Origin of the sequence: Vibrio sp. MMH1-50, assembly GCF_022347645.1 — a bacterium.
Taxonomy (GTDB): domain Bacteria; phylum Pseudomonadota; class Gammaproteobacteria; order Enterobacterales; family Vibrionaceae; genus Vibrio; species Vibrio harveyi.
This window is the reverse complement of record NZ_JAKRGG010000044.1, coordinates 1-18,920: the sequence shown is the minus strand read 5'-3', so window position 1 is coordinate 18,920 and position 18,920 is coordinate 1. Positions and strand designations below refer to the sequence as shown.

The window sequence follows — 18,920 nt, the reverse complement described above, 5'->3', positions numbered from 1 at the left end:
GCATCAAGTATGATTCTCAATTTGGTAGCGTTCAATCAGAATAGGAATGATGTTGCGGGAGGAATAGTGATCTTTGATGGTCTCAATCGCTTTGTGACGCATTGGGTATTGTTCGCTATGGCTCATTCCCAACCAGTGATTAAGTTTGTCAGTTAGTGCGGGAATATCATAAGCGAGGAAGCCATTGTGACCATCTTCGATGAGGTCAGGAAGGCGACCAACGTCAAGGCTGATCACAACGATACCTCGAGCCATCGCTTCTAACGCCGCCATTGGCAAACCTTCATAGCGTGATGAGATGACAAGAGCGCTGATATTGCACCAAACGGCATCCATGTCATTTTGATGACCGTGAAATATCACGTTGGCTGGTGCGTTTTCTATCAGTCTCGGCTTTTCTGGACCGTCACCATAAATAGAGAACTCAATATCAGGAATATGACGGGCAATATCAATGAAGCGGTCTACACCTTTTTCATGACTGAGGCGACCCACAAACGCGATTTGTTTATAACGACAATGCTGATTGGGAATCGATACAAAGTTGTTCAATAGCTCTGATTGAGATGGAATCTTACTTTGAATGGTTTGGCTAACGGCGAAGCAATGATCAGAAAGGCAAGCTGAGTATCGATCAAGCCAATCATAAAGCCAGACTCTACCTTTCGGTGTTTCTCCTGCATGAAATGTCGATATGAGGCGAGGGAAGGTTCGAGTAAATAACTTTGCGCTTCTGGCTAACAGTGCCGCTTTGTAACCATGGGTATGAATAACGCTGGGTTGATGCTCAGCCACTGCACCAGTAATTTGTTTTACTGGAATGGTTTTTGACCGTTCTGACTTTGGGCATAGGTGCCACAAATAACTCACTGGTATTTGAACTTGGTTTAATTTGTCGATAAGTGTTGGTGGTGGATCGTATTCCACCACCAACACAACTCGTACGTTAACATGAAAGGATTGCAACCCAGTGGCGAGTTCGACTACATGGCTTTCAATGCCACCGTAAATGCGGCTATCCAGCAGTATCCAAACTTCGCCAACGACAGGGATCTCAAGATTGTTCGAGATTAGCTTCATCCGCTTCCCACGCTTGTTTTTTGCGGTAGACCGTAGATGGGCTCAGTTCCAACATCACCGCCGCGTTAAGCACGTTACCATCACAATAAGCTATCGCATTTTGAATGGCTTCGCGTTCCACTTTCCACATAGGGCGGATCGTGCCATCGGCATTAAAGTATGGTGACGCTACTGGTGTGACAGAGGCTGAGGGCACCAGATTACTCTCCTCAGTAGCAACTGGCATGCTTTCTCGCTCCGAAGCACTCAAGTTAACAGTGCCTGCAGGTGGATTCTCTAAAGGAGAAAAAGATGAATCATTATAGCGTGCATCATGTTCTATTGTTGCGCTACGCTCTTTCGCCGGTTTGCGAGTCAGTTGAGCGGGCAAATGTGCGAGCGAAACTTTGTCTTCATTATTCAATACCACAATGTTACGAATGATGTTTTGCAGTTGGCGCACGTTGCCAGGCCAGTCGTAATGCTTAATCACATGTTGCGCTTCGCTGTCGATATTGTTGAACTTCTTCTTGTCCTGTTTGGCGTATGTGGTTAAGAAGTGTTTAGCCAGCGTGACAATGTCACTACCACGTTCACGAAGTGGGGGCATATCAATGGGGACAACGTGCACACGATAATATAAGTCTTCACGGAAACGACCTTCTTCCACTTCGGTTAATGGGTCTCGGTTGGTTGCGCAGATAATACGTACATCCACTTTCATTTCTCTAGTCGCACCAAGTGGTGTGTAGGTTCCGGTTTGTAGAAAACGCAGTAACTTTTTCTGCATTTCTAATTCCATCTCGCACAATTCGTCGAGGAACAGGGTACCGCCATGAGCAAGCGTTGCAGCACCTTTACGGTCTGTGGTTGCACCGGTAAATGCCCCTTTGACATGACCAAAGATTTCACTTTCCATTAGATCTCGGGGAATGGCACCGCAGTTGATGGCGATAAAGGGTTTGTCTCTGCGATCGCTCTGCTGATGAATAGCTTCAGCACACACTTCTTTACCTGTACCACTCTCACCGACGATGAATACGCTAGCAGAGGTAGGAGCCACGGCGTCAATGGTTTTGTATACCGCTTGCATTGGAAGGCTAGAGCCAATGAAGCCATGGTAGTTGTGACGATCGAAGGTTGATTGAATGTTCTCGACGAGATTTTCCAACTTCGCGCGTTTTAAATGTAAAGCAACGGAAGTTTTTAGGCGGTCTGCGTTGATGGGCTTCTCTAGAAAGTCTTCAGCACCTTTTTGGATTAGATTGACGGCAAGGTTAACACTGCCGTGTGCGGTTGCAATGATAACGGAAGTCGGGATCTCGTTTTCATTGATCCAATCCAATACGTCTTCGCCTGACATGTCAGGAAGCTTTAGATCGAGAATAATGAGCTGTGGTTTGCTGCGCTCAATAAATTGAATCGCCTCACGCCCCGTTTCTACATGGAAGATATCGTAAGGCTCATCCTTGACATACTGCTTATAAAGTATGGCTAGTGAAGTAGAGTCTTCTACCAGTAACACCCTTGGTCTCATAATCCTTTCCCAACTTTCTTCAATTTGTTGTTTTAATGCGTTAAGTCGGCTTGAGGTTCATGCAGTAATGATGAATTTGTTTTTCTTACCTCAAGCTGATGGCTTCTTTTCGATTCTCATTTTGAGAATCTTTATATTTAAGTATTAGCATATGCTGTGAGGATTGCAGAAAGTTCTATATTTTTTAGTCAATTAAATTACTTATTTTTACTTTCAGTCTTCGAAACCTTGTTCTTTTCTTTGGGTTAGCGCAATAAAAGACTGCTCTGCAAGCGCAGGTAATGACTGGCAAAGTTCAAATGCGCGTTTTATGTCGCCTTCGACACAGTGTTTTTCGATGGTACGAGCGTGACGCGATAGAGTCCGGTTTCCGAGGGCGAGTGCTGAGCTACCAAGCGTGTGGACTTCAAACTCCATAATTTCTTTGTCTTGCTCATTAAGCGCTTGCTGGATTTTTTCGACCCGCTCGCGTGATTCCTCAATGTAGTGATCGATTAACGTGGGCATGATTTCCGCACAGGTATCTTTGATCATTTGTTGAAGAATTAATTCGTCGACTAACTCTTGCTCCAACGTGGTGTCAGTTTGAGTATTCATGGTGCGCGCTCCCTATAGAGTAAATAATTCGCTGTTCTTTATTTGTTGAGATATTTTCGCTTTCAGCTTCTCTGGCAAAAAGCGCAGTTTCTTCACCTGACGAATCAGTTCGTCCTTTAAACCCGCGTTGTGCTTCATGTTGAGAACCGCACCTAAAAGGTTGGCATTACTTGCTTCTAACAGTGCTTTAGCTTGGTCTATTTGGCTTGTCGTTGTGGAGCCGTAACTGGCAACCAATACGCAAGTATCACAGACTCCTGCCACCACTTGAGCTGGGATATTACTGCGGTTCATACTCAATAGTGGTGAGGTATCTATGACCACTCGGTCGTATTGCTCAAGCCAAGCCTCTATTGCTTTTGTCAGCATGGCTGGGTCTCGGTAGGTGAGTTGGGTGCTTGCCATAGAAGGTACAGGCAGACCAACAAGTGTTTGATGATCTTCTTCACGAGCGATAAGTTGTCCGACACCCTCGGTCTCTTCATCAAATGCGTGCACAGTACGATAGGCTGGCTTAAACAGATTCAAATCGACATAAAGTGTTTTATGACCCGCTAAAATCAAACGTTCTGCCAATGCAGATGCGACCGACGTTACCCCGTCTTCAGATTGGCATGCAACTACACCGATAGATTTGTAGCCCTTGAGTTCACTTTGAAGGTAGATTTGCTCAATCTCAGCATGTGTTGCAGGAATAGTCATTACAGCGCTCCTATTAACACTATGGTGGTGGTGATTTGTAGCAAGTCACGCAAGCCAGCACGGGCTTTTTCAGCAAAACTTTCGTCTTTATGTGGAACGTAAATCGTGTCACCCGCACGAATTACAGGCAGGTCGTAAATATTGGCGGTTTTGCTGAATTCAACCAAGTTAAACACGCGTGCCTGACCTTGGCAGCAAGACATGTTCACCACACTGATCTTCTCAACGTAAGCGCTGTCACTTGGTCCACCAGCTTCAGCAAGCAGATCGAGAATGGTCATGTTGTCATTGAAGACATAACGACCTGGTGCGTGTACTTCTCCCAGTACCCGAACTGTGGACTCTTTAGAGCGATCTAGCCAGTTTTTGTCTTTTTCTGGAATGTAGATGGTATCGCCGGGGCGCACATCTGGCAGAATCGACTCATCACCAGTTTCAAAGTAAAGCGACAGGTTGAGTTTGCTTACTTTGGCATAACCCAAACCACGATGTGTCACTCGGATGTTGTGAATATCGGCGTCTTTGGTTGGACCATCTGCCGCAGAAAGAATATCTAAGAAATGCATTTCAGTCGTAAAGCGGTAACGACCCGGTGCGTTGATCTGACCAAACACGTAAATCGACGCATCAGAGCTTTGACTTACCCACTGTGATTTGTTGTCTGATGGATCGTCTGGTAATGCATGCACACGAACTACTGTGCCCGCGGATACACTTGGTAGCTTAGAATGTGGCGATCCTTGTAGAATGTATTTATCCAAATCAAACTTGGTCACTTTGCCGTTGTTAGAGATTTCAATCTTGCTGGTGTCCGCACGGCGAGTAGGGCCGCCCACATGGGCTATCAAATCGATTAAGTCCATTTCGTCTGACCATTCGATACGACCAGGACGAACCACTTCGCCCATCACGGCGACTGCGCGACTTGGTGCTACTTTCAGCCATGATTTTTCATTCATGTCCGTTTTCTCAGGGACAAAGATGGCATCACCCGGACCCACTGCGGGCACTCTCTGATTCGACAACCCTTCGGTATGAGCTGTTAAGTCGAAATTGATTACGCCGCCATCGGCTTTGATGACGCGGATTTGGCGAGATTCAGCAAAACGTGTTGGACCACCTGCGTTAGCAAGGATGTCCATGAAACTCGCGCCTTTTTTGCCTTCGTAGGCACCAGGATGAGCTACTTCACCCATTACGTAAACCACGTTCGCACCGGCTTTGATCTCTTCTTCCTGTTTTGGCACAAAGATGGTCGCACCCGGTAGGATCTCCGGCAACAAGCTTTGGTCACCTGTATCTAGGTAGCGCTTAAGGTTAAACATAATAGGCGTGTTGTTGGTAATAACACGGATTTGCTCAACACTGGCATAACGAGTCACGCCGCCGGCGCGCATGACCACATCAACAAGGGTCGTGTTAGGTTTGTAGGTAAACGAGCCCGGTGCGTTTACTTCACCGAAGACTTTAATCGCACGAGCAGAATCAGCGCTGTCACCTGAGTTTGCCAGTTTCGCAGCATCGAATTCTTGTTCGATATTACCAACCAAAGGTGAGGCAGGGACGAAGAGCACGTCTAATGATTCTAGGGCTGGTAGTTTTGAATCGTCCCCCGTGTCGAGAAAGCGTTTGTAGTTGAACTCAATGCTCTTGTTACCACGTTTTACGATGATTTTATCAAGTTGAGCACCGGCACGTAGACCGCCAGCTTCATAGAGGAACATCTGAATATTTGAGCCCGATGGAAGCGTGTATTCGCCCGGCTTAACCACGTAGCCTTGTACTGAAATCAGAAGCTGTTGCTGTTTGATGAACACGCGTGCGTTGCTTACATCGCGGAATACAGTTTTAAGGTTGTCGGTGATGACGTTCTGAAGTTGAGTCTCGTTGTAACCCGCAACAAAAACGGGACCGATTTCTGGCAGATTAATGCGGCCACGTTTATCTACTTGAAAGCCTTTGTTCAGCGATGCTTCGCCTGGAAGGTTAATTTGCACCAAGTCACCGACTTTAACCACATCATCTTCCGCTGCCCACGTTGTATTAAAGGTGATCAAACACAACATTAGTAGGGTGGTGATGGCTTTGAGGATCCTCATAGTGTGCCTCCCATCTCTGCGCTTGTGTCAAATTTAGCGTTTAGAACTTCAATACTCACGCGACGATTCGTCAAACGAACTGCAGGAGTTTGTCCTTCGTAAAGGGGGAGTGTTTCTCCCACAGATTTGGTTTGCACACGATCTGAGGTGATTCCGAAGACGTTGAGGTAGCGTTTCACTTGCTCTGCTCGGGCTTGTGCCAACTTTTGGTTGTATTCTGGTGTGCCTGTTGCGTCTGCGTGTCCGGTTACAACCAATGACAAAGAAGGGTGATCGCGGAGAATATACGCCGCTTCAGCAAGATGCCCCATGTATTTAGGGTTGATTTCCGCGGAGTCTACAGCAAATTGATTGTCTACGTTCAGTAAGTCATAGATGTCAGCAACGATATTGAGATCACTACGTAGCGCTTCGATATCTTGTGGCGGTTTACACGTGGTTTGTGACAGAACGTAATCGAGTTGTTGCTCAAGCTGATTTAGGCGACGGCGTTGAATCACGATGTCATTGGCGGCATCAAGAAGCAATCCTCCTTCCAATTCACGTGCGATGCGGTTTTGTTTTTCAAGCGCCTGTACCACGGCTGCAGGAAAACACCAGCGCGCGCCCTCCTGGATTAACGCGTCCAAATGCAGCTTGGTTAGTTGCCAATCAAAACGTAAACCGTGCTCAGGTCCAAGAGGCTCGTCTGGCATTACTGGTGAAAACTGATAATTCTCGATAGAAATATCTTGGTAGCTTTCCGCCATGCCACCCTGACCGTGATCGGGGTAGTTGAACGTCGAGCAACCAAACATGCCGACAACGAGACCGCACAACACGCTTTGTCGTATAAGTTTCACCATGCCAACCTCCGTATTAACCGGTATTTTTATTAATGACCTTTAGAATTGACCGGGATAGCGTGATTGATACGCAACAGGCTCATGATTTCTAATGGTTGTCCCGATACATTTTCAATACACATACTGCGTTCACGTTCAACTAGGCGCTTATATAAATAAACAATGGCACCAATCCCTGAAGAATCAAGAAATTGGACGTGTTGCAGGTTGATTTCCACTTCCTTGTGATCGTCACAGTGGATCACTTCATCGATTTGGTGCTGGGCTTGACGACAACCTTTGGCGTCGAGGTCACCGAAAAACTCAACCATCAATGTATTGGGTGCAGTTTCTTGTTTGCGCAGTTCCATGTTCCATTCTCCGTTCTCATTATGTCCTGATTTGAATAGAGCAGAGAATGTGCCAATAAAAAATATCAATATAAACAGTTGGTTAATCGAGGTACTGAGACGCTCTTATTTTGAGAATGGCTTTCTTCTCATTTTGAGAGTCAAAAAAGACAAAGGCGGCAAGCATTTGAAAGTGCCAAATCTGTCTGATCTTTATGTGTTAGATTGCACTTAATTACTTATTGGTGTTGCTCTTGATCGTAGATTGGTAAATGTAAGTTGGGTATTTGAGCTTAGTACGGTTCAATAGAGATGCTTTTTTGTACAAGGTTCCCACATGCCATTAAGAATGACATTGATTGCCCTCGCTGTAATTGCTTCCGCCCAGCCTCATGCTGATCCAAATTTACAACCACCTGTTTCACTCGCTGATTCCTACCAAGATGGAATTGATGTTTCCCAATATTGGTATAGTGAAAAGCTCGATGGCATTCGTGCTTACTGGACGGGACAACATTTAGTGACACGAAATGGAAATCGTATTTACGCGCCTGATTGGTTTATTCGCGTCTTGCCTGATTATCCCTTAGATGGGGAGTTATGGGCCGGGCGGGGCAACTTCCACCTTGTTCAACAAACCGTGTTAGATAAAACCCCAATTGAAAGTGCATGGCAGCGTATCGACTTTATGTTGTTTGATATGCCTTATTCGGCGGGTGACTACAGGAAGCGTTACTACAACATTCAAGATTTGGTATTTGCCATCGACGCACCTCATATTAAGTATGTTGAGCATCGTGCGATTCAAGATGAGAAACATTTGTTCGAACAACTTGACCAAATTTCGCAATCTGATGGTGAAGGTGTGATGTTGAGAAAGGTATCAAGCCGTTATCAGGCGGGAAGAGGCAGTGATTTACTCAAGCTTAAACGCTTTGAGGATGCTGAAGCGACGGTCATCGGTTATAAGCCAGGAACAGGGCGATTGTTAGGGATGATGGGGGCGGTACTGGTAAGGTTAGCTGACGGCACAGAGTTTTACATTGGCAGCGGTTTTACTGATGACGTGAGGAAGTCCCCGCCAAGAATTGGGGCAACGATTACTTTCCGATACAACGGTTATACGCATAACGGTAAGCCAAGATTCGCGCGATTCTTAAGAGAGCGAGTGCCTCATTGATGATGCTCTATTGGCTTCCAACTTGAACACCACATCTTTTGAACAAACTTTTCCAGAATTGCACGTGATCCATGGTCTGAAGTCTGAACTGCTCATGTGCATTTTCAATTCCGTAACTCGCACCGTGCGCCGCCATTCTCTGTTCGACTAAGTTGATTCCACCATCAAGTTGCTGATAGGTACTATCGACAAACGCCATGTATGGTTGAACTTCGGCGATATAAATGGACTGAAAGACGTTCCTCAAATAACGAAATTGCGTGGTATCACGATTCTCACCACAAATAATTTTGTTTTGGTTTGCTTTAAGCATTTGCGTGGTTTGTTCTAGCCACTGGGTCGCATCAATGAGTGTGTAATAGAGTCGACCAACAAGGCGTGTTTTTTCAATCTCTTCTTGATAATTCACTATGGTTACGTCGGGTAAGCGCGAAAGGGTGCGATAAGGTGTTTGATACATCTCGTCCAGCGCAAGGAAAGCGTCTCGCACATGGGCAACTTGGTCTTTACTGCCCAACGGTAACCATTCAGAGCCAGTAAGTTGTTTGCGCATCGCATCGCTGGTAAGCAGCATATTGTCGAGGTGTATTGTTAGATGATGCCATTTCTGATCGTACAAGCCGTTAAGCTTTGCACTTTCTTCATCACTTAGAGGGTAATCACTCAAACAGCCATTCAACGTTCTAAGCAAACTCGTTTGGTAATCGAAGTCATAAAAAGCATCTTGGACCTTACCCAGTTGCGAGTTCTTTTCTGCGAGCAAGTTAAACAGACCACATTGGCGTAATTGGTAGCTTTCTAGCAAACCAAGTGATAGGCGGGGGAGCTCTTGGAATAGCTCTCTTTTATCAGGAATGGTAACGGCAGGAGAGGCTTCTAGTTGAGATTCTGATACATCTAACACATTCGCCAGGCGTTGATTGTATTTTTCGAATACAGCTTTCTCTGGGTTAAACCATTCGTTACACCCACCGAGTAAGGTTGTCGTTAGCAAAAGCACCGTAGCAACAAGTGAACTTCTCACAGCATTTCCTTTTTAATCACTCAGATAAGTATACTTTGTGACTCGCGGGAGAGATCAAAAAAGCCAGCGAGTGCTGGCTTTAATGTTTGGGGCGTTGAAGTCCGAATTATTGCTGAGAGAAGTTCAGTTGTACTTCTGGATCTTGGCGGTGCATCCAACGTAGACGAATACCTAATAGGAACGCCGCTGAAGAAAGACCAATGATAAAGCCTAACCAGAAGCCTTGAGCTCCCATTGGTTCCACAATCCAATCTGTACGTCCGAGCACATAGCCGATTGGCAAACCAAGCAACCAGTATGCGATAAAGGTACGATTGAAGATAGCACGCATGTCTTTGTAGCCGCGCAGAGCACCGGCCGCTATCACTTGCACCGCATCTGTACATTGGTAGATTGCTGCAAACAGCAATAGCACCATCGCCAATTCAATTACCTCTGGGTTATTGGTGTAAAGCAGGGCAATTTGTTCACGGAAGATGACAGTTAGAATCGCTGTCATCATCGCAAGCGCAAGACCCACCATGACACCTACGCGAGAGGCAACACGAGCACCATCGACGTTTTCTTCACCCAAACGGTGACCAACGCGAATACTTACTGCCGCACCCACGCTCATTGGTAACATAAATACCAGCGAAGAGAAGTTAATTGCGACTTGGTGCGCGGCAACAATGATCGAACCTAGTGGCGAGACTAAAAGTGCAACCACAGCAAACAGGGTAACTTCAAAGAATAACGCCGCAGCAACCGGAAAACCCAGTTTGAACAAGCGAATCTGTGCTTTTAGTTGAGGCTTATGGAACTCACCAAACAGGTTGATGCTTTTTAGTCGAGCAGACGTCGTCACGTATAGAAGCAGCAAGCCAAACATAACCCAGTACACAATTGCCGTAGCAACACCACAGCCCACGCCGCCAAGTGCCGGCGCTCCGAATTTACCGTAAACGAAAATCCAGTTCAGTGGGATATTCAGCATCAAGCCAATAAAACCAATCACCATCGCTGGCTTGGTCAGAGACATACCGTCAGTAAAGCTACGCAAGGTTTGGAACAACAAGAATGCAGGTACAGCGAAGATCACGGCATGAATGTAACCCACCGTCTTTTCTGTCATAGCGGCTTCAACGTCCATAAACCCAAGAATGAACTGCGTTTGGAATAGTACGCCGATAATAGGAATACTGATAAGCAACGCAAGGACAATGCCTTGTTGGATCTCAAATGGGATTTTAACGCGTCGACCAGAGCCGTTCAGCTGAGCGACTACTGGTACAAGCGCCATTAATAAGCCCACACCAAACAGAATTGATGGAAGCCAAATACTTGCTGCCACAGATACCGCCGCCATGTCGGTCGCGCTGACGCCACCAGCCATTACGGTATCCACAAAGCCCATGCCTGTTTGCGCGACAGAAGCGATCAACACAGGGGTTGCTAATTTGATAAGACTCGATGCTTCTTCTTTATAGCGATGCACGAAATACTCCAGAGCGGAACAATATGTTGTAAAAGAAATTATTTGAAAAGATAGAGAGCGCTTGAGGACAAAAGACGTGATGAACTGATCTGATGGTTGATTTTAGTCACTATAAGGTGAAAAAATGCCTCGAAGGAACTCCGCGCAGATGATAAACAATTGTATGCTCAGATACCATACCCACAAGATGTGGATTTTTGGTTAATTGATAGACGATTATAAAAATCATCTGCGGACGTTTGTCTTGGCTATCAGTCGCTTCTAAAAAATAGGTAAAAAGTATGTTTACAGGAATCGTTCAGGGTACGGCTAAAGTCGTTCATATCGACAAGAAAGATCGTTTTCAAACTCACGTTGTTGAACTTGAAGGCGCGCTAAGTGAAGGTCTTGAAATTGGTGCCTCTGTTGCGCACAACGGTTGTTGCCTTACAGTAACGAAAATTGAAGGATCGCAAATCAGCTTTGACCTAATGCAAGCGACGCTAGCGCTGACCAACCTTGGCGAATTGACAGCAGGCGATAGTGTGAATATTGAGCGCGCTGCTAAGTTTGGTGATGAGATCGGCGGTCATAGCATGTCAGGGCACATTAGCTTAATGGCAGAAATCGCTGAAGTGATTGAAACACCAAACAACCGCACGATTTGGTTTACGCTACCACAAGAATCAATGAAATACGTACTTGCGAAAGGGTACATTGGTTTAGACGGATGTTCGCTCACGATTGGTGAAGTCGAAGATAATCGTTTCTCCGTTCATTTAATTCCAGAAACGTTAGAGAGAACCCTATTCGGGCGTCGCCAAGTCGGTGAAAAGATCAACGTAGAATTTGACCCACAAACACAAGCGATTGTTGATACGGTCGAGCGTGTATTAGCAGCGAAGCAGCTTTAAGTCTGTAAGAAATAGCGAGCTTGGTTTATCGAGGTAGTCAAAATAAACGGACATAAATAACAAAGGAGCACTTGCGGCTCCTTTTCATATTTCTATTGGGGGGGATTTGCGTAATTACTCGTAATTGTCGTCGATGAACAATTCAACTTTCTGCTGCAATTCATCAACTTTCATGTTGAGGTGAATGGCATGACAACAAGCCGGACAGTCATCATAGAACTCTTGGTTACCGTTACTTGCATCGAGGGTGATGCCGATTGAGTGCCCACAATGGGGACATTTCACATGTCTTTCAGTGTAATTTTGCATACATAAACTCCTAGTATTGCAGGGCTTTTAATACTTTGTTGTTTAGAAAATACAGCCCTTAGTTACTCGCTTGCCTCTTAGGGTTAGAGATACAACGTAAGCCGAGTTACTTAGAATATTAGGCGCTATGGTTGCTAATTGAGTCGAAATAAGTACAAAAGTTGACCCCAAACCCAACGTTGGACTTGAGGTCATTATCTAGGGTGATATGCGTCGAAAATTTACACTCAGTAATGATCTTTCCCTTCCAAATCAATAGGAAATTATCTTCTTAATTATCGATTGCGCTTGCTCAAGATAATGCCCGCCGAATAGGTTGCAATGATTCAAGATGTGATAAAGATTGTAAATGTCTTTGCGTTCTTGATAGCCGAACGGAAGTGGCGCAACTGATTCATATCCTTGATAAAATTCAGGTTGAAAACCCCCAAATAGCTCGGTCATAGCAAGGTCACATTCTCGATCTCCCCAATAACAAGAAGGGTCATAACAAATAGGACCAGCGGGTGTGAGCGCCACATTGCCGTTCCATAGATCACCATGCAGTAGGGAAGGTTGTGGGGAGTGATTAGCGAGAAGCTGTTTCACGACGTCAATAAAGTCATCGATGTCTACCAGAGAAACGCCTTTCTCTTTAAGCAGTTGTAACTGCCACCCGATGCGTTGCTCCGCGAAAAATACTGACCACTTTTTATGCCATTGGTTTGGCTGAAGTGTAGAGCCTATATAGTTGTCTGTATCGAAGCCAAATTCTTTCTGTTCACCCCATAAATGCAGGCGCGCTAATTGTTCACCAAATTTAAAGCTGTTATCGCTATCTTCAAGCGTTTTAGTGGGAAGGAAATTGAGGATGATAAAACTGTGCGTTTTGGTTTTACCGACCAAAACGACTTCTGGGACAAATAGAGTAGAGGTTTCGCGCAATAGGTGAAGGCTTTCTGCTTCTACTTCAAAATTGGCTAAGAAATCCCGATCATTAATTTTGACGAAATAGCGCTGCTCTCCGTCATTGATCATATAGCTTTCACTGATGTCTCCACCGGAAAGTTTTACCTTCTCGGTGATCTGATATTCGAACATCAAGGTATCAGAAAGCTGTTGCGATATTGCTTGCCACATACAAAACCTCGCTTATCTATTTGACCAACAATAGTTTAGGATAAACGGCGGAACATTGACGCGCAGTTAAGCAAACTTCGACAATAATTCTTCCGCATATAGTAGAAAATGTTTATAAGTGTGAATCACGTCGCCTATAACCCTATGATTTATCGGCTTAACATATGGAGCTAAAACAGCACAGCTAGTATTATTATTTTTTTGACTTTAGTTCCATTGGTGGCATGAAAATACTGATTTGTGATGACTCGGCGGTCGCACGAAAGTTGATTACCCGCTCCATCGTACAAGATACATCATTGCACCTACTCGAAGCCCAAGATGGTCACGAGGCATTGAAAATCCTAGCGGAACAAAATATTGACGTTTTGTTCCTCGATTTGACCATGCCAGTCATGGATGGCTTCGAAGTACTAGAGTCCCTGCCTGTTAGTCAATACCAAACCAAAATTGTCATCATTTCGGGTGATGTTCAGCAAGAGGCTAAACAACGCTGCTTAGATCTTGGGGCGATGGATTTCATTGCTAAACCATTATCCGAAGAACAGGTTATTCCTCTCTATGAAACGCTCGGTCTTCATTATGCCGTTAGTGCTCACACTGAAATTGAACCTCAACATACGTTAGAAGTTACGCCGTTAGCAAAGTTCCGTGAAGTTGCCAATATTGCATTAGGTAAGGGCGCTGCAATTATGGCGGACCATCTACGTGAGTTTATTCAATTGCCGGTCCCTCACGTTGGTCCATTGTCTTACGGTGAATTACATATGACGCTGGTGGATGTGATTGGGCGAGACAGCTCAGTTGCGGTGGCACAAAGGTTCGTAGGGGGAGGTATACACGGAGAGGCGTTGGTTTGTCTGCGTGGTAAAGATATCAACCAAATCGGCGAACGACTCGGATACTTACTTGAATTCACGCCACACAACGAAATCATCCTTAATGTGTCGAACTTACTGGTGTCTTCATTCCTAACTTCTCTTGGGAGCCAGTTAGACAAGCAGTTTTCGTTACGCCAACCAGGAATCATCGAGAACATTACCCCTTACAGCGAAGAGAAAAACGAATCTGGTGAACTCTTTACCATTGAATACACCTACATGGCAGAATCACTCGATTTTGAGTGTGAAGTTCTGTTTTTGATAGATAAATCATCCGTAGACATCATCTATGACATCATGGAGCTAATCTAATGTCCGAAATCACGCTGGACATAGCAGACTTTCACTGGGTTACCCAAATTCTGGATACCATGGACTCTGGGCTTATTGTCCTCGACCAAGACTATAAAGTCTGCGTTTGGAACAGCTTTATGCAGTCGTACAGTGGTATTTTGTCGCAAAACATTCTTGGAGAGTGTTTATTTGACCATTTTGAAGATCTTCCGAGAAGGTGGTTAGAGACAAAACTCAAGACATCAGCAGATTTAGAAACACGTTCATTTTCTAGCTGGGAAAACCGACCATACCTTTTCAAGTTCAACAACTTTTCTCCGGTTTCTAACAGCAGCAACTTGATGTTCCAAGACATTGTGATTACGCCATTGCGCTCGTTGTCAGGTGAAATTAGCCATATTGCAATTCAGATTAATGATGTTTCAGAAACGGCGCGTAACCGTATCCATTTGAGAGAAACTAACCAACACTTATCGGAAATCAGCCGTAAAGATGGTCTCACTGGTCTATTTAATCGGGCTTTTTGGGAACAATCTCTGAAGGACGAATTTGCGCAACTTAAAGTGATTGAAGGGGCGAGCTCGTTAGTGATCTTTGATATCGACCATTTTAAAAAGGTCAACGATACCTATGGACACCACACGGGGGACGAAGTGATTCGTCGTACCTCAAGCTTGTTACGTAAAACGGCACGTAGCAGCGATGTATGTGGTCGTTTTGGTGGTGAAGAGTTTACGGTTTTGCTGCCACACACCAATCAAGAGCAAGCTTGTTACTTTGCAGAACGTTTAAGAAAGCGAATTGAACAAGAAATCGTGAAAGTTGAAGACTTTTTGATTAACTACACGATCAGTATCGGCGTTTGCGAGTATAAATCGTATTTCGAAAGCCACACACAATGGCTTAAGAGTGCCGATGCTGCGTTATATCGCGCTAAAGAAAATGGTCGAAACCAAACTTGTAGTCATGAAGACGACTAGGGGATACTAGGGATTGTTGAACTTTTGTAGTTAAATTTTATTCGAGATAAAGGCGTTTTAATCGCGACGAGAGGCTTGTCGCCTAGTCATTTTAAGTAAATGCCTCTGCCTTGTATAAATAACTCACAAACTGCTGAAAGCATCAGCTCGAAAGGTGAACAGCACCGAACTCAATTGGTTGAAAACCATCCAGTTAGTGCGTCAACTCTCATTAATATGAAATAAGTTAATGAAATTTTCTCGGCATGTCTTACTATTGAAACTATTTCGCTTTCAGCTTCGAAGGCTTGCATTAAACGGAGAAAAACAGTGGTTGTAGAAACCGATGGATATCTCGCTCTAATTGAGCACTTGTCACTTAACTTAGATATTTTCACGTCTGAAATCGGTGACACAGGATCAGAAAGCATTGAAGATGTTGTGACTGACATGGTTGCATCGAACATCATGGCGATATTCGAGCAAAACCCAGAGTTGCATTCAAGCGTGCGTTTTAAGTTGCTAAAAGAGGCAGATGCGGTCGTTGAAGATTTGGGTGAAGTACTTGCGGGTGTATGGTCAAAGAAAGCGACAAATGAGCAGATTGCCTTTTTGGATGAGTACATCGCATTAGTTAAAAACCTGTTTGATACCGCGGTAGCGACCTACGACTGATTTTCTTCTTGCGTCATTCAAATTCAAGAAGAGTTACATTGTAACTCTTCTTACTTGCCAAAATTTCGATGCCCAATATGGGTTGTCGATTCTCGAAATGATCACGCCTTTTGAAGTAGAAGCGTGCATGAACTGTTTGTTCCCAAGATAAATGCCCACGTGGTATGTGCTTCGTTTGGTTTTGAAAAATACCAAATCACCTTGTTGGGCGTCCGACCAACTCATTTCAACACCTTGTTTAGACTGTTGGCGGGTAGTACGCGGCAGCGACATTTTGTATGCCTCAACAAACGCTTTTTGAACAAAAGCCGAACAGTCGATGCCTGACTTTTTAGTTCCACCTAGTCGATAAGGCGTGCCTTCCCACTCATTATAGAATTGGTACAAATCCTGATTGTCGGACAACAGCTGATTGACGGACAGGGAGGCGTTGACTTGTGTTTCTGGATCTGGACCTGACGAGCACGCACTGAGTAGCACACTGATTATTAAAGGAAAAAATAAATGACGAACCTTGCTCACTGGTCATCTCCATGACTTAAAACTGAAATATTAGCGTCATAATCAACACCTAGTATGGGCTGAAAATCACGTTTTTGTCTCACTTATGTGACGAAAAAGCGGACACGTTGATTCAAACTCAGGAAAGAACATCCATTGATTATGACAAAGCGCAAACGTTTACGCCTTTCTTTTTCACTGATTCAAACTATCAGTGCAACATTTCTAACTATCATCGCACTTGTTATAGCCCTTTCTGTCTCAAGTTTCAAAGGAGTGGAGCAGGTGGGTGACCAATTTAATGCCTTGTCTCAAAAAGCGTTACCAATGGCAATGGCAAACGCGACACTCACAAGGAACGTGTTGGAACAGGTGAAACTGCTTAATTATGGAATGCAAATAACCGATCCTAATGAACTTCCTTTGATTACATCTCAAATCGAAGAACTGGCAAGTCAAAGCGACGACCTAATCGAGCAAACGTCCGGCGTTGCTGATCATCTCTCCAGTATGCTCCAAGGAAATGTCGCAGAACTCCATCAAATCACCAACTCCATTTTATCCAAACAGTCTGCGGTGATTCAGATGCAAAGTGACATTAACTCGGCTGTTGGCGGGTTTCGTTACGGTCTTAGTTCGATTGGACCTGAGATGAATCGCATCAGTTCATTTCTTAGTAACGAAAATCCTGAATCGAGTGATGCAGCAAATCGTTTTATCGCCTCTGCAAGTTCAATGGAAAGCACTTTTTTGGTCATGATGATGCAAACTGAGCTAGGAAAAGCTGAGCGAGAATTCAAGGAGATGCGCAATCGCATCGCTGGCATCAATCTCGCTTTTGATGATTTCAAAGAATGGCATCCAGAAGTTAATGAGTTTGCTAGTCTCATTGCGCCTTATGAAATGGTACAGGCGGGCTTCAAGGACGATGGTGTACTCCGTTTAATATTGGCAAAGTTGGAAAGGAGTGAGCAGCAAAAAGCTGAGTTTCAACGTGCCTCTCAGCTTTCAAATGAAACCATGTATTTACTCGATCAAGTGTCTGATGCGGCCTCCGCTTTGATCAAAGAACGTGAAACCGTGGTCCAGAAAACAATTAAAAACGTTATTTTTATGGTGGTTACTGCCGCTGGTGTTATCTCTCTGGTCATCCTCGTAACGTGGTTTGGTCTAAGAACGTGGATTAATCGAGGTCTTAGAAATATTCTGAATCGCTTGTCGGCATTAACAGAGCATGACTTTCGCGACAAAGCTCAAGAGGTAGGTCCGTTTGAACTCAAAGAAGTCGCACGCAAGCTCAATCTTGTCATCGCCTCAACGCACGACTCTATTTCTACCGTGACTCGTAATTGCGATATCTTGTACCAAACTGCAGAAATCAGCCACGGTGCTGCTGAGCAAACAAATCAAAGCTTAACCACGCAAAATGAAGCGTTAATGAGCATGGTGACGACGATCACTCAGTTAGAAGCGTCGATTCGGGAGATTGCATCGGTCACTAATGCTTCGTCTGAAGATTCGTATTTAGCGACGGAGCATACAGTGAAAGGTGTGAGTGTTGTGGAACAAAATCGCCTGCGTTTGGAATCACTAGAGAGCTCTCTCAACACAAACGAACAATCTATGATGGAACTCGATCTGCGCGTAAAACATATTCGTGAAATGGTTGACATGATCAGTGGCATTGCTGACAACACTAACTTACTTGCGTTGAACGCAGCGATTGAAGCAGCGCGTGCAGGAGAGCAAGGAAGAGGCTTTGCGGTCGTTGCCGATGAGGTTCGTAAGCTCGCCAGTGATACCTCGCAGCAAACCACCAATATTCGTGAAATGATGAATGAGTTAGTTATCGCAGCGGATCGTTCTCGGAAGGCTGTGAATGATTCACGTGAGGAAATGTCTTCTGCGTTACAGTCAAGTCATCAAGTGAAATCTACCTTTACTGAAATTAATGAAGCGGTTCAGCTTATCCAGCAACGTGTCGACCAAATTTCTGTTGCGACAGAAGAGCAAGAACGCGCTACCGCTGAAGTTTCTCAAGCTATCTCACACCTTTCTGAGCAAGGTGAACATACCAAACTTCAGTTGGAAGCCATGGTTGAGAGCTCGGAACAAGTCGCAGACATCGCAGGGCATCAACAAACGATGCTGCATAAATACGAACTGCATCAAGCGCCTTAAAGCGAGAAATGTCACTCCAAACGAACTTCCTGCATACCCAAGTCATCTCGAGATGCTAGGTTCAGCGAGAATGGCTTGGTTTGTAGACGCGGCGGCGATTTAAAGATCTAGTCATTCTAAATCAAGAATAGGTAACAAAGTATACAATCCAAGGCCCTTATATTTGCAAAGAGTGCCCTTTGGGAGCGTGTCATTGACCCGATTGCTGCGTCAAACAACTTGGAAAGAGCTGGCTATTACACTGCGTTGTTTTCCTTAC

The 18,920-nt window shown here is 44.7% G+C and carries 18 protein-coding genes; 6 read left to right on the top strand and 12 right to left on the bottom strand.

Annotated features, from left to right (window positions below):
• Nucleotides 1-3 precede the first annotated feature (3 nt).
• The 7 genes from MHO32_RS22485 to MHO32_RS22455 all read right to left on the bottom strand — a co-directional run bounded on the left by MHO32_RS22485 (nucleotide 4) and on the right by MHO32_RS22455 (nucleotide 7,189).
• Nucleotides 4-1,080, bottom strand: a complete 1,077-nt coding sequence (locus tag MHO32_RS22485) for a glycosyltransferase family 4 protein (RefSeq protein ID WP_239214127.1) — start codon at nucleotides 1,078-1,080, stop codon at nucleotides 4-6.
• Nucleotides 1,055-2,596: a sigma-54-dependent transcriptional regulator gene (locus tag MHO32_RS22480; RefSeq protein WP_239214124.1), complete on the bottom strand. Its 1,542-nt coding sequence runs from the start codon at nucleotides 2,594-2,596 to the stop codon at nucleotides 1,055-1,057. The genes MHO32_RS22485 and MHO32_RS22480 overlap by 26 nt, the downstream gene beginning before the upstream one ends.
• Before the next feature lie 213 nt (nucleotides 2,597-2,809).
• Entirely contained in the window at nucleotides 2,810-3,193 is a 384-nt protein-coding gene (locus tag MHO32_RS22475; RefSeq protein WP_009697758.1) for an Hpt domain-containing protein, read from the bottom strand.
• A gap of 12 nt (nucleotides 3,194-3,205) precedes the next feature.
• Nucleotides 3,206-3,895, bottom strand: coding sequence for an AAA family ATPase (locus MHO32_RS22470; protein ID WP_017817416.1), 690 nt, complete (start codon nucleotides 3,893-3,895; stop codon nucleotides 3,206-3,208).
• Nucleotides 3,895-5,994 (bottom strand): SLBB domain-containing protein, encoded by a 2,100-nt coding sequence (locus MHO32_RS22465; RefSeq protein WP_239214122.1) that lies wholly within the window; start codon nucleotides 5,992-5,994, stop codon nucleotides 3,895-3,897. Before MHO32_RS22465 ends, MHO32_RS22470 begins: the two co-directional genes overlap by 1 nt.
• Entirely contained in the window at nucleotides 5,991-6,839 is an 849-nt protein-coding gene (locus MHO32_RS22460) for an OmpA family protein (protein WP_239214120.1), read from the bottom strand. Before MHO32_RS22460 ends, MHO32_RS22465 begins: the two co-directional genes overlap by 4 nt.
• Nucleotides 6,840-6,868: 29 nt before the next feature.
• Complete coding sequence (locus MHO32_RS22455; protein ID WP_050933135.1) at nucleotides 6,869-7,189, bottom strand: STAS domain-containing protein; 321 nt, start codon at nucleotides 7,187-7,189, stop codon at nucleotides 6,869-6,871.
• A gap of 316 nt (nucleotides 7,190-7,505) precedes the next feature.
• On the opposite strand from MHO32_RS22455, the gene MHO32_RS22450 reads away from it, so the two are divergent.
• On the top strand, nucleotides 7,506-8,348 hold the full coding sequence (locus MHO32_RS22450; RefSeq protein ID WP_005445862.1) for a DNA ligase: 843 nt from the start codon (nucleotides 7,506-7,508) through the stop codon (nucleotides 8,346-8,348).
• 7 nt (nucleotides 8,349-8,355) lie between these two features.
• Here MHO32_RS22450 and MHO32_RS22445 read toward each other — a convergent pair whose 3' ends face one another.
• On the bottom strand, nucleotides 8,356-9,372 hold the full coding sequence (locus MHO32_RS22445) for a DUF3080 domain-containing protein (RefSeq protein WP_239214116.1): 1,017 nt from the start codon (nucleotides 9,370-9,372) through the stop codon (nucleotides 8,356-8,358).
• Nucleotides 9,373-9,478: 106 nt separating this feature from the next.
• Entirely contained in the window at nucleotides 9,479-10,849 is a 1,371-nt protein-coding gene (locus tag MHO32_RS22440; protein ID WP_005445850.1) for an MATE family efflux transporter, read from the bottom strand.
• Between the two features lie 281 nt (nucleotides 10,850-11,130).
• Between MHO32_RS22440 and MHO32_RS22435 the strand changes: the two genes are divergently transcribed.
• Entirely contained in the window at nucleotides 11,131-11,742 is a 612-nt protein-coding gene (locus MHO32_RS22435) for a riboflavin synthase subunit alpha (protein WP_239214098.1), read from the top strand.
• A gap of 114 nt (nucleotides 11,743-11,856) precedes the next feature.
• Here the strand turns inward: MHO32_RS22435 and MHO32_RS22430 are convergent, their stop codons facing one another.
• Nucleotides 11,857-12,051 (bottom strand): CPXCG motif-containing cysteine-rich protein, encoded by a 195-nt coding sequence (locus MHO32_RS22430; protein ID WP_005427574.1) that lies wholly within the window; start codon nucleotides 12,049-12,051, stop codon nucleotides 11,857-11,859.
• Between the two features lie 252 nt (nucleotides 12,052-12,303).
• Nucleotides 12,304-13,170, bottom strand: a complete 867-nt coding sequence (locus MHO32_RS22425; RefSeq protein WP_049536028.1) for a fructosamine kinase family protein — start codon at nucleotides 13,168-13,170, stop codon at nucleotides 12,304-12,306.
• A gap of 224 nt (nucleotides 13,171-13,394) precedes the next feature.
• On the opposite strand from MHO32_RS22425, the gene MHO32_RS22420 reads away from it, so the two are divergent.
• The 3 genes from MHO32_RS22420 to MHO32_RS22410 all read left to right on the top strand — a co-directional run bounded on the left by MHO32_RS22420 (nucleotide 13,395) and on the right by MHO32_RS22410 (nucleotide 15,979).
• On the top strand, nucleotides 13,395-14,363 hold the full coding sequence (locus MHO32_RS22420; protein WP_009697765.1) for a response regulator: 969 nt from the start codon (nucleotides 13,395-13,397) through the stop codon (nucleotides 14,361-14,363).
• Nucleotides 14,363-15,325, top strand: coding sequence for a GGDEF domain-containing protein (locus tag MHO32_RS22415; RefSeq protein WP_005445843.1), 963 nt, complete (start codon nucleotides 14,363-14,365; stop codon nucleotides 15,323-15,325). The genes MHO32_RS22420 and MHO32_RS22415 overlap by 1 nt, the downstream gene beginning before the upstream one ends.
• Before the next feature lie 309 nt (nucleotides 15,326-15,634).
• Entirely contained in the window at nucleotides 15,635-15,979 is a 345-nt protein-coding gene (locus MHO32_RS22410) for a DUF3802 family protein (RefSeq protein ID WP_005445842.1), read from the top strand.
• 33 nt (nucleotides 15,980-16,012) lie between these two features.
• Here the strand turns inward: MHO32_RS22410 and MHO32_RS22405 are convergent, their stop codons facing one another.
• Nucleotides 16,013-16,501: an NlpC/P60 family protein gene (locus MHO32_RS22405; protein WP_017817422.1), complete on the bottom strand. Its 489-nt coding sequence runs from the start codon at nucleotides 16,499-16,501 to the stop codon at nucleotides 16,013-16,015.
• A gap of 141 nt (nucleotides 16,502-16,642) precedes the next feature.
• Here MHO32_RS22405 and MHO32_RS22400 point away from each other — a divergent pair, with 141 nt between their 5' ends.
• Nucleotides 16,643-18,661, top strand: a complete 2,019-nt coding sequence (locus tag MHO32_RS22400) for a methyl-accepting chemotaxis protein (protein WP_239214096.1) — start codon at nucleotides 16,643-16,645, stop codon at nucleotides 18,659-18,661.
• Nucleotides 18,662-18,920: the final 259 nt, after the last annotated feature.